General features: G+C 59.6%; 15 protein-coding genes. 1 reads left to right on the forward strand and 14 read right to left on the reverse strand.

The genetic code is table 11. The features are described 5' to 3' along the window. Positions 1 to 83: 83 nt before the first annotated feature. From AC6CWS_RS11450 to cysG, 11 genes are all read right to left on the reverse strand, one after another. Entirely contained in the window at positions 84 to 710 is a 627-nt protein-coding gene (locus AC6CWS_RS11450; RefSeq protein WP_023290820.1) for a protein-L-isoaspartate(D-aspartate) O-methyltransferase, read from the reverse strand. Next, positions 704 to 1,465 carry a 5'/3'-nucleotidase SurE gene (gene surE / locus AC6CWS_RS11455; RefSeq protein WP_065882003.1) on the reverse strand — a complete coding sequence of 254 codons (762 nt, stop codon included), beginning with the start codon at positions 1,463 to 1,465 and terminating at the stop codon, positions 704 to 706. Before surE ends, AC6CWS_RS11450 begins: the two co-directional genes overlap by 7 nt. Continuing rightward, positions 1,446 to 2,495, reverse strand: a complete 1,050-nt coding sequence (gene truD, locus AC6CWS_RS11460) for a tRNA pseudouridine(13) synthase TruD (protein ID WP_065882005.1) — start codon at positions 2,493 to 2,495, stop codon at positions 1,446 to 1,448. The genes surE and truD overlap by 20 nt, the downstream gene beginning before the upstream one ends. Beyond that, on the reverse strand, positions 2,492 to 2,971 hold the full coding sequence (gene ispF, locus AC6CWS_RS11465; protein ID WP_004181093.1) for a 2-C-methyl-D-erythritol 2,4-cyclodiphosphate synthase: 480 nt from the start codon (positions 2,969 to 2,971) through the stop codon (positions 2,492 to 2,494). The genes truD and ispF overlap by 4 nt, the downstream gene beginning before the upstream one ends. Beyond that, positions 2,971 to 3,681 carry a 2-C-methyl-D-erythritol 4-phosphate cytidylyltransferase gene (gene ispD / locus AC6CWS_RS11470; RefSeq protein WP_017899180.1) on the reverse strand — a complete coding sequence of 237 codons (711 nt, stop codon included), beginning with the start codon at positions 3,679 to 3,681 and terminating at the stop codon, positions 2,971 to 2,973. The genes ispF and ispD overlap by 1 nt, the downstream gene beginning before the upstream one ends. A gap of 19 nt (positions 3,682 to 3,700) precedes the next feature. Then, the gene (gene ftsB / locus AC6CWS_RS11475) at positions 3,701 to 4,018 is read right to left on the reverse strand and encodes a cell division protein FtsB (protein ID WP_002915156.1); all 318 of its coding nucleotides are present in this window, start codon (positions 4,016 to 4,018) and stop codon (positions 3,701 to 3,703) included. A gap of 140 nt (positions 4,019 to 4,158) precedes the next feature. Then, positions 4,159 to 4,485, reverse strand: a complete 327-nt coding sequence (locus AC6CWS_RS11480) for a DUF3561 family protein (protein WP_004205590.1) — start codon at positions 4,483 to 4,485, stop codon at positions 4,159 to 4,161. Positions 4,486 to 4,535: 50 nt separating this feature from the next. Further along, complete coding sequence (cysC, locus tag AC6CWS_RS11485; protein ID WP_002915158.1) at positions 4,536 to 5,141, reverse strand: adenylyl-sulfate kinase; 606 nt, start codon at positions 5,139 to 5,141, stop codon at positions 4,536 to 4,538. Then, a complete protein-coding gene (gene cysN / locus AC6CWS_RS11490) occupies positions 5,141 to 6,568 on the reverse strand; it encodes a sulfate adenylyltransferase subunit CysN (RefSeq protein ID WP_065882007.1) in 1,428 nt (475 codons plus the stop codon). The genes cysC and cysN overlap by 1 nt, the downstream gene beginning before the upstream one ends. Positions 6,569 to 6,577: 9 nt before the next feature. Then, a complete protein-coding gene (gene cysD, locus AC6CWS_RS11495) occupies positions 6,578 to 7,486 on the reverse strand; it encodes a sulfate adenylyltransferase subunit CysD (RefSeq protein ID WP_002915160.1) in 909 nt (302 codons plus the stop codon). A gap of 9 nt (positions 7,487 to 7,495) precedes the next feature. Further along, the gene (gene cysG / locus AC6CWS_RS11500; protein WP_074442586.1) at positions 7,496 to 8,902 is read right to left on the reverse strand and encodes a siroheme synthase CysG; all 1,407 of its coding nucleotides are present in this window, start codon (positions 8,900 to 8,902) and stop codon (positions 7,496 to 7,498) included. 246 nt (positions 8,903 to 9,148) lie between these two features. Here cysG and AC6CWS_RS11505 point away from each other — a divergent pair, with 246 nt between their 5' ends. Next, positions 9,149 to 10,195, forward strand: coding sequence for an aminopeptidase (locus AC6CWS_RS11505; RefSeq protein WP_032453906.1), 1,047 nt, complete (start codon positions 9,149 to 9,151; stop codon positions 10,193 to 10,195). 68 nt (positions 10,196 to 10,263) lie between these two features. On the opposite strand, the gene cysH is transcribed toward AC6CWS_RS11505, so the two are convergent. The 3 genes from cysH to cysJ form a co-directional block, all read right to left on the reverse strand. Continuing rightward, a complete protein-coding gene (cysH, locus tag AC6CWS_RS11510) occupies positions 10,264 to 10,998 on the reverse strand; it encodes a phosphoadenosine phosphosulfate reductase (RefSeq protein ID WP_065882011.1) in 735 nt (244 codons plus the stop codon). A gap of 98 nt (positions 10,999 to 11,096) precedes the next feature. Next, positions 11,097 to 12,809, reverse strand: a complete 1,713-nt coding sequence (cysI, locus tag AC6CWS_RS11515; protein ID WP_004205585.1) for an assimilatory sulfite reductase (NADPH) hemoprotein subunit — start codon at positions 12,807 to 12,809, stop codon at positions 11,097 to 11,099. Further along, a complete protein-coding gene (cysJ, locus tag AC6CWS_RS11520; protein WP_023290824.1) occupies positions 12,809 to 14,608 on the reverse strand; it encodes an NADPH-dependent assimilatory sulfite reductase flavoprotein subunit in 1,800 nt (599 codons plus the stop codon). The genes cysI and cysJ overlap by 1 nt, the downstream gene beginning before the upstream one ends. Positions 14,609 to 14,818: the final 210 nt, after the last annotated feature.

Raw genomic sequence — 14,818 nt, forward strand, 5'->3', positions numbered from 1 at the left:
GGGCGACGCCCGGCCAGGACACTGAAAAATGTGTCCACCCTACGCCTAAAGTCAGGCAAAAAAAACCTGGAATAATCCGGGTCTCAGGCCAGCTCCCCTTTCACCAGGGGAACAAAGCGAACGGCCTCGACGGTATCAATGATAAATTCGTTGCCCCGGCGACGGATCCGTTTGAGAAACTGATGCTCCTCGCCGACCGGCAGTACCAGCACGCCGTCGTCATCCAGCTGCGCCAGCAGCGCGGTCGGTATTTCCGGCGGCGCCGCCGTCACAATGATGGCATCAAACGGCGCCCGCGCCTGCCAACCTTGCCACCCATCGCCATGACGGGTTGAAACATTATGTAAATCAAGTTGTTTCAGGCGACGACGCGCCTGCCACTGTAAACTCTTAATTCGCTCTACCGAGCAAACGTGATGCACCAGGTGCGCCAGGATGGCCGTCTGGTAACCGGAACCGGTGCCGATCTCCAGCACCCGCGACTCCGGCGTCAGCGCCAGCAGCTCGGTCATCCGCGCCACCATGTACGGCTGGGAGATGGTTTGCCCCTGGCCAATCGGCAGCGCGGTGTTTTCCCACGCTTTATGTTCAAAGGCTTCATCAACAAATTTTTCGCGCGGGACGCGCGCGATCGCCTCGAGGACACGTTCATCGACGATGCCCTGCGTGCGCAGTTGATTCAACAAACTTTCAACACGTTTACTTACCATTGCCTGTCAACCCCGACACGTTCCAGCCAATCGGTGACCACCTCATGCGCCTGATGGGCGGTTAAATCGACGTGCAATGGCGTAACGGAAACATAGCCTTCATCCACTGCCGCAAAATCGGTGCCCGGCCCGGCGTCGCGCTTATCGCCCGGCGGGCCAATCCAGTAAAGGGTATTGCCGCGCGGATCCTTTTGCGGGATCACCTGGTCGGCAGGATGGCGGTTGCCGCAGCGGGTCACGCGGATACCTTTGATCTGGTCAAGGGGCAGGTCCGGGACATTGACGTTGAGGATCCGCCCGGTGCGCAGCGGTTCACGGCTGAGTCCGCGCAGGAGAGTGCAGGTCACCGCCGCGGCGGTGTCGTAGTGTTGATAGCCATTGAGCGACACGGCCAGCGCGGGGAACCCCAGATGGCGGCCTTCCATCGCCGCCGCCACGGTGCCGGAGTAAATGACGTCATCGCCCAGGTTGGGCCCGGCGTTGATTCCGGAAACGACGATGTCCGGACGCGGGCGCATCAGCGCGTTCACGCCAAGGTAGACGCAGTCCGTCGGCGTCCCCATCTGGACGGCGATATCGCCATTTTTATAGGTAAAGGTGCGCAGTGACGATTCCAGCGTCAGCGAATTCGAAGCCCCGCTGCGGTTACGATCGGGTGCAACCACCTGGACCTCGGCAAACTCCCTTAAGGCCTTCGCCAGGGTCTGTATCCCCGGCGCATGGATCCCGTCATCGTTACTCAGCAATATTCGCATAGTCACCCGTTGTATTGATAAGCTCCCTGACCACGCTGGTGGCGAAGCTGCCCGCCGGCAGCCCGAAACGCAGTTCAACGGTTACATCATCCCACCAGTTCCAGCTCAGCTGCTGCGGATAGAGGAGCATCGCCCGGCGCGCCGCCTCGACTTTCTCCCGCACCAGCAATGTCTGCAGCAAGGTTTCCTCGGCGATGGCGGCCTGCTCGGCGGCCAGAGCGTCGCGCTGGCTTCCCCAGTCGCCGCTGCCCGGCAGCGCAGCCGTGATCATCAGTTCGCGGTTATGCACCCGCGCCTGCGAAACCTCGAGTTCTTCCGGTGTGACGACAAACCAGCTCCCACGCCCCGCTAATTGTAGCGCATCGCCATCAACAACCTGATTAAATTCCGTTTTTTTTAATCTAATACTGACTTGCTGATTAAACAACGCGCTGCGGGCCGCCGACAACCAAAAACTGCGCTTATTGCGATCGCGCACCGGCGCGCCGCTCTCCGCCCAGCGCAGCGCGCCCTGCAGATTGCTGCCGCCGATGCCAAAGCGCTGAGCGCCGAAATAGTTCGGCACGCCCCGTTCAGCGATGGCCTGCAGACGCGTCTCCACCTCCTGGCGATCGCTTACCTCGCGCAGGATCAGGGTAAACTGGTTGCCCTTCAGCGCGCCTAATCGCAGCTTACGCTTATGGCGGGCATATTCCAGTACCTGGCAGCCCTCGAGCTGAAATTTGCTCAGATCCGGCATCTCTTTGCCGGGCACCCGGGCGCACAGCCACTGCTCGGTGACGGCGTGCTTATCTTTTTGCCCGGCGAAGCTCACTTCACGGGCATGGATTTTGAGGAATTTCGCCAGCGCATCGGCGACAAAGCGCGTATTACAGCCGTTTTTGAGGATCCGCACCAGCACGTGCTCGCCTTCGCCGTCCGGGGCGAAGCCCAGGTCTTCCACCACCAGGAAATCTTCCGGATTGGCTTTCAGCAGCCCGCTGCTCTGCGGCTTGCCGTGCAGCCAGGTCAGTTGGTCAAAGGCGATCATTTGTCGGCCTTACGCAGCAGCGCGACCGCTTCGCAGGCGATCCCTTCCCCGCGGCCGGTGAAGCCCAGCTTCTCGGTGGTGGTCGCTTTCACGTTGACGTCGTCCATATGGCAGCCGAGATCTTCAGCGATAAAAACGCGCATCTGCGGGATATGCGGCAGCATTTTCGGCGCCTGGGCGATAATGGTGACGTCGACGTTGCCGAGCGTATAGCCTTTGGCCTGGATGCGGCGCCACGCTTCGCGCAGCAGTTCGCGGCTGTCGGCGCCTTTAAACGCCGGATCGGTATCCGGGAACAGCTTGCCAATATCGCCGAGCGCCGCGGCGCCCAGCAGCGCATCGGTCAGCGCATGCAGCGCGACGTCGCCGTCGGAGTGGGCCAGCAGCCCTTTTTCATAAGGAATGCGTACCCCGCCAATGATGATTGGGCCTTCACCGCCAAAAGCGTGTACGTCAAAACCATGTCCAATTCGCATTAAGCTTTCTCCTGGTGTCGGGAACGGGTGAGGTAAAATTCCGCCAGCGCCAGATCTTCCGGGCGCGTCACTTTAATATTATCAGCGCGTCCGGCGACCAGCTGCGGATGGAAGCCGCAGTACTCCAGCGCCGAGGCTTCATCGGTGATGGTGGCCCCCTCGTTCAGCGCCCGGGTGAGGCAATCCACCAGCAGCTCGCGAGGGAAAAATTGCGGGGTGAGCGCGTGCCACAGGTCATTACGATCGACGGTATGGGCGACGGCGGTTTTGCCCGGCTCGGCGCGCTTCATGGTGTCGCGCACCGGCGCTGCGAGGATCCCGCCGACGCGGCTGGTTTCACAGAGTGCCAGCAGGCGGCTGAGGTCATCCTGATGCAGGCAGGGGCGCGCGGCGTCATGCACCAGCACCCACTGCGCCTCCGGCAACGCCTGCAGGCCGGCGAGCACCGAATCGGCGCGCTCGGCGCCGCCATCCACGACGGTAATTTGCGGGTGCTGGGCCAGCGGCAGCTGGCTGAAGCGCCGATCGCCGGGGCTGACGGCAATCACCACGCGCTGGACGCGCGGATCCGCCAGCAGCGCGGCGACCGCATGTTCGAGAATCGTTTTGTTACCGATTGAGAGATATTGTTTCGGGCATTCCGTTTGCATGCGGCGGCCGAAACCGGCTGCCGGCACCACGGCGCAAATGCCCGGAAAAGTGGCTGCCATGTTGTAATCCTGGGCCTGGTTATCGATTGTTCTGCTGTTGCCCCGATGCCTGGTTGCGTTTAGACGCATCCGGTACCAGACGATAGAAGGTTTCGCCCGGGCGGGTCATGCTGAGTTCATTGCGCGCACGCTCCTCGATCGCTTCCTGACCGCCGTTGAGGTCGTCAATTTCGGCAAACAGCTGATCGTTGCGTGCTTTTAATTTGGCGTTAGTCGCCTGCTGGGCGGTGACGTCGTCGTTAACCCGCGTGTAGTCATGCAGGCCGTTTTTACCGAACCACAGCGAATACTGTAGCCAGACCAGCAAAGCTAATAATAGCAGCGTTAGTTTACCCATCCTGCCCCCTGAAAAACGGCATCATCATCCCAAAACTCGCCCGGGTACGCTACCGGGGCGCGCGGACGATGCCGCGTAACGCGGGGACTGTACCATATTTTTGCTGCTGATACCCATGCTTGATTCATACCAGAAACGGGTTATCCCAACAGCCAGAGGAAGAGGAGCGCAAACATCAGCCCGACGGTCAGGATGGTCGCGCTGGCGCTATAGAGCAGTTTGCCATTGAGCAGAGAGTGCAGCGCAATACCGACCACCACCGCCACCGGCATCAACGCAAGGAAGAATGGCCAGGTGTAGAGGAGGAAGAAAAGTGTATTACTGCCATAGAGAAGGAAGGGAATACCCAGCGCCAGCAGCCATGAAATAAAGCCCACGGCAGCGCCCGACAAAGACCAGGTGGTCTCGTCGCCGGTCGCCGGAGGCGGTTCTGAACGAATAATACTGAGGTTCTGGGTATTGCGCATATCGAATCCTGTAGACCGGGCAACCGGCACCCCTCGATGCCGCTGCCGTTTCAGGATCTGATAATATCGCTCTGTTGCAGCAGGTCTAATAGTTGGTGCACCAAATTTGTTACCAATTGTTCACCATCCAGATGAATTTCCGCCTTTTCCGGTGCCTCATAGACCGAGTCTATACCGGTGAAATTGCGTAATTCCCCTGCCCGCGCCTTCTTATACAATCCTTTCGGATCCCGCGCCTCGCAGATGGCCAGCGGGGTATCGACGAACACTTCGATAAAGCGTCCCTCCCCCAGGCGCTCGCGCACCATCTGTCGCTCCGCGCGGTGCGGAGATATAAATGCCGTCAATACAACCAGCCCGGCATCGACCATCAGCCTGGCCACTTCACCGACGCGGCGAATGTTCTCTTTGCGATCCTCATCACTGAATCCCAGGTCGCTGCACAAGCCATGACGTACGTTATCGCCGTCCAGCAGATAGGTGCTGACGCCGCGCTCATGCAAGGCTTCCTCCAGCGCCCCGGCGACAGTGGATTTACCCGACCCCGAAAGGCCGGTAAACCACAGCACCACGCCGCGATGGCCGTGATGCTGTTCCCGCTGCTGCTGGGTCACAGGATGGGCATGCCAGACGACGTTTTCGTCATGCTGGGCCATTATTTGCCTCCCAGCAGGTCGCGGGCGTCCCAGTGCGGGAAGTGTTTGCGGATCAGCTGGTTCAGTTCCAGCTCGAAAGCGCTGTACTGCGATGCCGACGTCGACGCCTGCAGGTGCGGCTCGTTGACCATCCCGGCGCCGACGGTGACGTTGGTCAGACGATCGATAAAGATAAGCCCGCCGGTCACTGGGTTTTGCTGATAGGGATCCAGCACTAAAGGTTCGTCAAAGGTCAGCTCCACCAGCCCGATGCCGTTCAGCGGCAGAGCCTCGACTTCACGCTGGGTCAGGTTGTTAATATCCACCTGGTAACGGATAGCATCCACGCGGGCGCGGGTCTTCTTACCGGCGATTTTGATGTCGTAGCTCTGCCCCGGGGTCAACGCCTGCTCGGCCATCCACACCACGTCGATGCTGGCGCTTTGCACCGCCGGCAGCGTGGCTTGCGCGTCAACCAGCAGGTCGCCGCGGCTGATGTCGATTTCATCTTTCAGCACAATGGTAATGGCTTCCCCGGCGGCGGCTTCCTGCAGATCGCCGTCGAAGGTGACGATACGCGCCACGCTCGACTCGACGCCCGACGGCAGCACCTTCAGACGCTGGCCGACCTGCACGGTGCCGGAGGCAACCGTACCGGAGAAGCCGCGGAAATCGAGGTTCGGACGGTTAACATACTGCACCGGGAAGCGCAGCGGTTGGCTCTCCACTACCCGTTGGATCTCCACCGTTTCGAGGACTTCCAGCAGAGTCGGGCCGCTGTACCACGGCATGTTCGCGCTCTGGCTGGCGACATTATCGCCCTCCAGCGCCGACAGCGGCACAAAGCGAATATCGAGGTTGCCCGGCAGCTGCTCGGCAAAAGTCAGGTAAGCTTCACGGATCTCGTTGAAGCGCGCTTCGCTAAACTCGACGAGATCCATTTTGTTGACCGCCACCACCAGGTGTTTAATGCCCAGCAGGGTGGAGATAAAGCTGTGACGGCGGGTCTGGTCGAGCACGCCTTTACGCGCGTCGATCAGCAGGATCGCCAGATCGCAGGTGGACGCGCCGGTGGCCATATTGCGGGTGTACTGCTCGTGCCCCGGGGTGTCGGCGATGATAAATTTGCGTTTTTCCGTCGAGAAGTAGCGATAGGCCACGTCGATGGTGATGCCCTGCTCGCGCTCGGCCTGCAGGCCATCCACCAGCAGCGCCAGGTCCAGTTTTTCGCCCTGGGTGCCGTGACGCTTGCTGTCGTTGTGCAGCGAAGAGAGCTGATCTTCATAGATCTGGCGGGTATCGTGGAGCAGACGGCCAATCAGGGTGCTTTTACCGTCATCGACGCTGCCGCAGGTCAGAAAACGCAGCAGGCTTTTGTGCTGTTGCGCGTGCAGATAAGCTTCTACGCCGCCTTCATTGGCAATTTGTTGGGCAATGGTCGTGTTCATGGCGGCTCCTTAGAAATAACCCTGACGTTTCTTCAGCTCCATCGAGCCGGCCTGGTCGCGATCGATGACGCGCCCCTGACGTTCGCTGGTGGTGGATACCAGCATCTCTTCAATAATTTCCGGCAGCGTCTGCGCTTCAGACTCCACCGCGCCGGTCAGCGGCCAGCAGCCGAGGGTACGGAAACGCACCATCCGTTTTTCAATCACTTCGCCCGGCTGCAGATCGATACGGTCGTCGTCGATCATCATCAGCATGCCGTCGCGCTCCAGCACCGGACGCTCAGCGGCCAGATACAGCGGCACGATTTCGATGTTTTCCAGATAGATGTACTGCCAGATATCCAGCTCGGTCCAGTTGGAGAGCGGGAAGACGCGGATGCTTTCGCCTTTGTTAATCTGGCCGTTGTAGTTGTGCCACAGCTCCGGACGCTGGTTTTTCGGGTCCCAGCGGTGGAAGCGGTCGCGGAAGGAGTAGATGCGCTCTTTAGCGCGGGATTTCTCCTCATCACGCCGCGCGCCGCCGAATGCGGCGTCAAAGCCGTATTTGTTCAGCGCCTGCTTCAGCCCTTCGGTTTTCATGATATCGGTATGCTTGGCGCTGCCGTGGACGAACGGGTTGATGCCCATCGCCACCCCTTCCGGGTTTTTATGCACCAGCAGCTCGCAGCCATAGGCTTTGGCGGTACGGTCGCGGAACTCATACATCTCACGGAATTTCCAGCCGGTATCGACGTGCAGCAGCGGGAACGGCAGGGTTCCCGGATAAAACGCTTTGCGCGCCAGATGCAGCATTACGCTGGAATCTTTCCCGATGGAGTACATCATCACCGGGTTAGAAAATTCGGCGGCCACCTCACGAATAATATGGATGCTTTCCGCCTCCAGTTGCCGCAGGTGAGTGAGTCGTTTTTGGTCCATAACCGTTCCTTAAGCCAGATTGACCACCGAAGAGTTAAACCCCTCGGCGGATGATGTATGTTGAAACCAGGCGAGCTGCTGATGCAGCTGCACCACTTCGCCGACCACCAGCAGGGCGGGCATCGGGGCGTCTTTCGCCAGGTGTTCGAGTTGTTGCAATGTGCCGGTTATCGTCTGCTGATCGTCGCGGGTACCGCGGGAAATCACCGCTACCGGCGTATTGCTGTCGCGACCGTGGGCGATCAGCTGGGCGCTGATTTCCGCCGCCTTCATGGTGCCCATGTAAATAGCCAACGTCTGTTGGCTCTTCGCCAGCAGCGCCCAGTCGAAGGGAGCGCTGTCCGGCTTATAGTGCCCGGTGACAAAGACGGCGCTTTGCGCATAATCGCGATGGGTCAGTGGAATACCGGCGTAGGCCGTCGCGCCGGCGGCGGCAGTGACGCCAGGCACCACCTGGAACGGGATGCCCGCGGCGGCGGCAGCCTGCAGCTCTTCTGCGCCGCGGCCAAAAATAAACGGATCCCCGCCCTTCAGACGCACGACGGTTTTTCCTGCCTTCGCCGCCTCCACCAGCAGCTGATTGGTTTCATGCTGCGGCACCGAGTGCTCGCCGGCGCGCTTACCGACGCAAACCAGCTCGGCATCGCGGCGCACCAGTTCGAGAACCGGCTGGGTCACCAGATGGTCGTGGAAAACCACGTCCGCCTGCTGGATCGCCTGCAGGCCACGCAGGGTCAGCAGCCCGGCATCGCCCGGTCCGGCCCCCACCAGAATAATTTCACCTGTTTCGCGTTCAGGCTTATCCAGCTCATCCTGCAGCGCTTTTTCCGCCTCCGCAGCGTTGCCCGCCACCATCAGGCTGGCGAAGCGGCCGGTAAAGACCCGCTCCCAAAAGCGGCGACGCGCTTCGGTGGTCGTCAGACGGGTTTTCAGATGATTGCGCCAGTAGCTCGCCGATTCCGCCAGACGCCCGAGGTTCGTCGGCAGCAGCGCTTCGATTTTTTCGCGCAGAATACGCGACAGCACCGGCGCTTTCCCGCTGGAGGAGATCGCCACCAGCAGCGGCGAACGGTCGACGATAGAAGGGAAGACAAACGAGCAGAGCGCCTGGTTATCCACTACGTTGACCAGCCGGTAGCGCGCGTTAGCCGCCGTAAACACCCGCTGGTTAAGCGCCTCGTCCTCCGTGGCGGCAATCACCAGAAAGACATCATCCACCAGAGCGTCGCTAAATTCCGTCGCCCGCCAGCTAAGCGCCTGGCGCGCCGCCAGATCGGCCAGCGCCGGAGACAGCGTCCCGGCGACCACCTGCACCTGCGCCTGGGCGCGCAGCAGAAACTTGATCTTGCGTTCGGCAATCTCACCGCCGCCGATCACCAGCACGGGCCTTTGTTTCAGTTCGGCAAAAAGGGGCAAGTAATCCACGGGGTAACAACTCTCTTACAATCAGCGATACTGCGACTATAGGGTGCGCCTTAGAGCAAATGAAATTACGAAATGGAATGAGTTGTGACACAAAGGAATAACGCGGTGGAAATCTAAATATCAAAAAGTGCTTAACACGCTATTTTTCCGCTATTTAAGAGCAATTGAAATTGTTTAACCGCGGTCACAGTTTCATACTGTACGCGTCAAATTGTCTCGTTCGTGTAAGGACCCCTTATGTTTTCCGCGTTGTGCCGCCGTCTGCTTCCGCTGGCGCTCGGCACCGGTTTTGTTTTCGCCGCCGCCCCCGCATTCAGCGCGCTGGGCGACACCGCCAGTAGTCAGGCTCGCCATATCGCCACCGTCTTCCCGGGACGAATGACCGGAACGCCCCCGGAAATGCTCTCAGCTGACTATCTGCGCCAGCAGTTCGCCCGGATGGGCTATCAAAGCGACGTGCGGAGCTTCAATACCCGCTACATCTATACCGACAGCAACCAGCGTAAAAACTGGCATAACGTCACCGGCAGTACGGTGATCGCCGCCCATGAAGGCCAGTCTCGCCAGCAAATCATCATCATGGCGCACCTCGATACCTACGCGCCGCAGAGCGATAAAGACGTCGAAAACAACCTCGGCGGCCTGACGCTGCAGGGAATTGACGACAACGCGATGGGGCTCGGGGTGATGCTGGAGCTGGCGGAGCATTTAAAGAACGTCCCCACCCGCTATGGCATTCGCTTTATCGCCACCAGCGGTGAAGAGGAAGGTCGTCTCGGCGCGCAAAACCTGCTGCAGCGGATGAGCGAAGCGGAAAAGAAAAATACCCTGCTGGTGATCAATCTCGATAACCTGGTGGTGGGCGATAAGCTTTACTTCAACAGCGGCCGCCGCACGCCGGCCTCGGTGCGCAAGCTGACCCGCGATCGCGCGCTGGCTATCGCCCGCAGCAAAGGCATTGCCGCCTACACCAATCCGGGACTCAATCCGGCTTACCCGAAAGGCACCAGCTGCTGTAATGACGCCAGCGTCTTCGACAACGCGGGGATCCCGGTGCTGTCGGTCGAAGCGACCAACTGGTCATTAGGCAAGAAAGATGGCTATCAGCAGCGGAGCAAATCGCGCAGCTTCCCGCAGGGAATCAGCTGGCATGACGTTCAGCTGGATAATCAGCAATATATCGACAACGCGCTGCCGGGACGGATCGAGCATCGCGGGCGCGATGTCGTGAAAGTGATGCTGCCGCTGGTGAAAGAGCTGGCGAAGGTGGAGAAGAAAAGCTGACGGGTGCAAATGAACACGCGGCATCACCCGCGTGTTCTCTTTCACACTATTCCCTGAGGAAGCGCTAATCAACCCTCGTGCAATCCGCACTCGCGTTTAAGCCCGAAGAACCGGGTCTCTTCTTCTGCCATGCCCGGCTCCCATTTGCGGGTGGTGTGGGTATCGCCTACCGACAGATACCCCTGCTCCCACAGCGGATGGTATTTCAGCCCATGCTTTTGCAGATACTGATACACCGTCCGGTTATCCCAGTCGATAATCGGCAACACCTTGAACACCCCGCGCTGGACCGCCAGCACCGGAAGCGTCGCCCGACTGCCCGACTGCTCGCGGCGCAGACCGGCAAACCACGTCTGCGCGTTTAGCTCTTTCAGCGCCCGGTTCATCGGTTCAACCTTGTTGATCTCATTGTATTTCTCAATGCCCTCAACGCCCTGCTCCCACAGCTTGCCGTAGCGCGCCTCCTGCCAGGCCGCGCTTTCAGCCGCGCGGTAGACCTTCAGGTTCAGCTTGAGCTTGTCCGTCAGTTCGTCAATAAACTGGTAGGTTTCCGGGAACAGGTAACCGGTATCGGTGAGGATCACCGGAATGTCCGGGCGGATTTGATTTACCAGGTGCAAACTCACCGCCGCCTGAATACCAAAGCTTGACGACAGCACATAGTCTCCCGGCAGGTTTTCCAGCGCCCAGGCCACACGCCCTTCGGCGTCGAGCTTTTCCAGTTGGGCGTTGGTTTCCGCGAGAGCCAGAATACGTTCCACTTTCGGCAATGCATTAAGCGCGTTTAGATCGAGTACGGACATAAGAACCTCGTTTGCCTGTTTTGCCGGGCGGCACTGCGATTGCCCGGCCTACGGGTTTTACAGGCCCGGATCGCTACGCGCCACCGGGCACCAGGATGTTACTCCCAGAAATCGCGGGCTGGATCGAGCACCGGGCGAATGATGCCCGCACGCACCGTAAAGTCGCCGAAGCCTTCACCCGCTTCGCGCTCTTTCGCCCAGCGCCCTACCAGTTGGTCTAGCGAGTCGAGAATTTCCGACTCGGTAATGTTCTCACGGTACATCCGCGGGATGCGGGTGCCGCTGCGGTTACCGCCGATGTGCAGGTTATAGCGGCCTGGCGCTTTCCCCACCAGCCCCACTTCCGCCAGCATCGCGCGGCCGCAGCCGTTCGGACAGCCGGTGACGCGGGTGACGATATGCTCATCGCTCACGCCATGCTTGCTCATCACCCCTTCCACCTTGTCGATAAACGACGGCAGGAAACGCTCGGCTTCCGCCATCGCCAGCGGGCAGGTCGGGAAGGAGACGCAGGCCATTGAGTTTTCGCGCTGCGGGGTGACGGCATTCATCAGACCATGATCCCGCGCCAGCTTCTCGATCCGCGCCTTCTGATCTTCCGGTACGCTGGCGACGATCAGGTTCTGATTGGCGGTGATGCGGAATTCGCCCTGATGGATCTTAGCAATCTCCAGCAGACCGGTTTTCAGCGGGCGCCCCGGATAATCCAGAATGCGGCCGTTTTCAATAAACAGCGTCAGGTGCCATTTATCATCAATCCCCTTCACCCAGCCGATGCGGTCGCCGCGGCCGGTGAATTCGTACGGGCGGATCGGCTCAAACTTAATGCCTGCCCGGCGCTCCACTTCCGCCTTAAAGGTTTCAACGCCAACGCGCTCAAGGGTGTACTTGGTTTTCGCATTCTTACGGTCGGTACGGTTACCCCAGTCGCGCTGGGTAGTCACGACCGCTTCCGCCACCGCCAGAGTATGCTCCAGCGGCAGATAACCGAATTCGCTCGCCGTGCGGGCGTAGGTTTTTTTGTTACCGTGTTCGATAGAAAGACCGCCGCCCACCAGCAGGTTAAAGCCCACCAGCTTGCCGTTTTCGGCGATCGCCACAAAGTTCATGTCGTTGGCGTGCAGATCGATATCGTTCTGCGGCGGGATCACCACCGTGGTTTTAAACTTACGCGGCAGATAGGTCTGACCGAGGATCGGTTCTTCGTCAGTGGTGGCGACCTTTTTCTGATCCAGCCAGATCTCGGCATAGGCGCGGGTGCGCGGCAGCAGATGCTCGGAGATCTTTTTCGCCCACTCGTAGGCCTCAGCGTGCAGCTGCGATTCGTACGGGTTGGAGGTGCACAGCACGTTACGGTTCATATCGTTGGCGGTGGCCAGCGCGTCCAGCCCCACCGAGTGCAGCATCTGATGCACCGGCTTGACGTTCTTTTTCAGAATGCCGTGAAACTGGAAAGTCTGCCGGTTGGTCAGGCGAATACTGCCGTAAATGGTGTTCTCGGCGGCAAACTTATCGATCGCCTTCCACTGGGTGGTGGTGATCACCCCGCCCGGCAGACGGCAGCGCAGGAGCATCGCATGACGCGGCTCCAGCTTCTGAGCGGCGCGCTCCGCGCGGATATCGCGATCGTCCTGCTGGTACATACCGTGGAAACGGATCAGCAGGAAGTTATCACCTTTAAAACCGCCGGTCAGACCGTCGTTTAAATCTTCCGCAATGGTGCCGCGCAGGTAGTTGCTCTCGAGCTTCATACGCTCGGCATCGGTCAGTTTACCTTCGACCACTAAAGGCCCCGGATGTTTTTCGCTCATTAGTAGACATCTCGCTGATAACGGCGCTCAACGCGCAGCTCACTTAAAAATTCGTCCGCCGCTTCGGCGTCCATCGCGCCGTATTCGGCAATCACTTCCAGTAAAGTCTGTTCCACGTCTTTCGCCATACGATTGGCGTCGCCGCAGACATAAATGTGGGCGCCATCATTGATCCAGCGCCACAGCTCAGCCCCCTGCTCACGCAGTTTGTCCTGCACATAGATTTTTTGTTGTTGATCGCGGGACCAGGCCAGATCGATACGGGTCAGCAGACCCTCTTTCACATAGCTCTGCCACTCCACCTGATAGAGGAAATCTTCGGTGAAGTGCGGGTTGCCGAAGAACAACCAGTTCTTACCTGGCGCCCCGTCCGCTGCGCGCTGCTGCATGAAGGCGCGGAACGGCGCAATACCGGTGCCCGGGCCAATCATGATCACCGGCGTCTCCGGGTTAGCCGGCAGACGGAAGTTGTCGTTGTGCTCGATAAAGACGCGGACTTCGCCATCCTCTTCCACGCGGTCGGCGAGGAAGCTGGAGGCGCCGCCAGCCCGGGCGCGGCCTTCGATGTCATAGCGCACCACGCCCACGGTGACATGCACTTCGCTCTCCACTTCCGCCTGCGAGGAGGCAATAGAGTACAGACGCGGCGTCAGCGGGCGCAGCAGACCGATTAACGCCTCGGCGTCCAGCTGCGCGGGGGAGAAACGGACCATATCGACGATTGGCGTCGCGGCGGCATACTGCTGCAGTTGAGCTTTATCGCCCACCAGCGGCAGCAGCGATTCGCTGCGGGTCAGGGTGGCGTAGTTTTCGACGATAGTCGCGGTGTTAACCGTCAGCTCAAAATGCCACTGCAGGGCTTCCGCCAGCGGCAGGGTTTTGCCCTCGACGGTCACCGGCTCGTCGCCTTTCAGCCACAGCAGCTCCACCAGCTCTTTCACCAGCTGAGGATCGTTTTGATACCAGACGCCCAGGGCGTCGCCCGGCTGATAGCGCAGACCGGAATCACCGAGGTCAATTTCGATATGGCGTACATCTTTTTCTGAATCGCGGCCGGTGATTTTCTGGTTGACCGACAGGGTCGCCGTCAGCGGAGCCTCTTTGGTGTAGGGACTGGTGTGAATGTCGTTCACTGCGCCGCTGGCGGACAGCTGAGCGGGCGCGGCGACCGGCGCACGGGCCTTCAGCACCTCAACGACGCGCGCGCGCCATTCAGCGGCCGCGGCCTGATATTCAACGTCGGCGTCGACGCGATCGAGCAGGCGTTCCGCGCCAAGTTCGGCCAGCTTGCTGTCGAAATCTTTGCCGGACTGGCAGAAGAATTCATAAGAGGTATCGCCGAGGCCAAAGACGGCGAATGCGGTCCCGTCCAGCTTCGGCGCTTTCTTCGAGAACAGGAACTTATGCAATGCGACCGCTTCTTCCGGCGGCTCACCTTCCCCCTGGGTGGAGGTCACGACCACCAGCAGTTTTTCAGCAGCAATTTGTTTGAATTTATAATCGCCTGCATTCACCAGCTTCACGTTCAGCTTCGCCGCCAGCAGATCGTCGCGCAGCGCTTCGGCGACGCGGCGAGCGTTGCCGGTTTGCGAGGCGGAAATCAGCGTGATCGTCGGGACCTCGGCGGCCGGGGCGGGAACGGCGGCTGCCGCGCCGGACTGCTGATTCAGCACGCCCCAGAAATAGCCAGACACCCAGGCGAGCTGAGTGGGCGTGAAGTCAGTGGTGGCCGCCTGAAGGCGCGCCAGTTGCTCCGGGTTGAGCGGCAGCAAGTTGGAAGGTGGGGCCTGTGTCGTCATGCGTCGTTTGTTCCAGTAAGCAAAGCTGTTATTCGCACCTGTCAGCGCGACAAAAACAGAAGAGAATAGAAGGTTAACGGCGGGCATAGTAACAATTAAAGAAGGGATGGAAATAATAAATAACCAAATGGACTAACCTGTTTTAGTTGTAGTTATTAACAACAAAATCGATTAAATAACTATTTGAAATATCACAACTTAATTCACTTA

The organism is Klebsiella sp. M041, assembly GCF_059759695.1.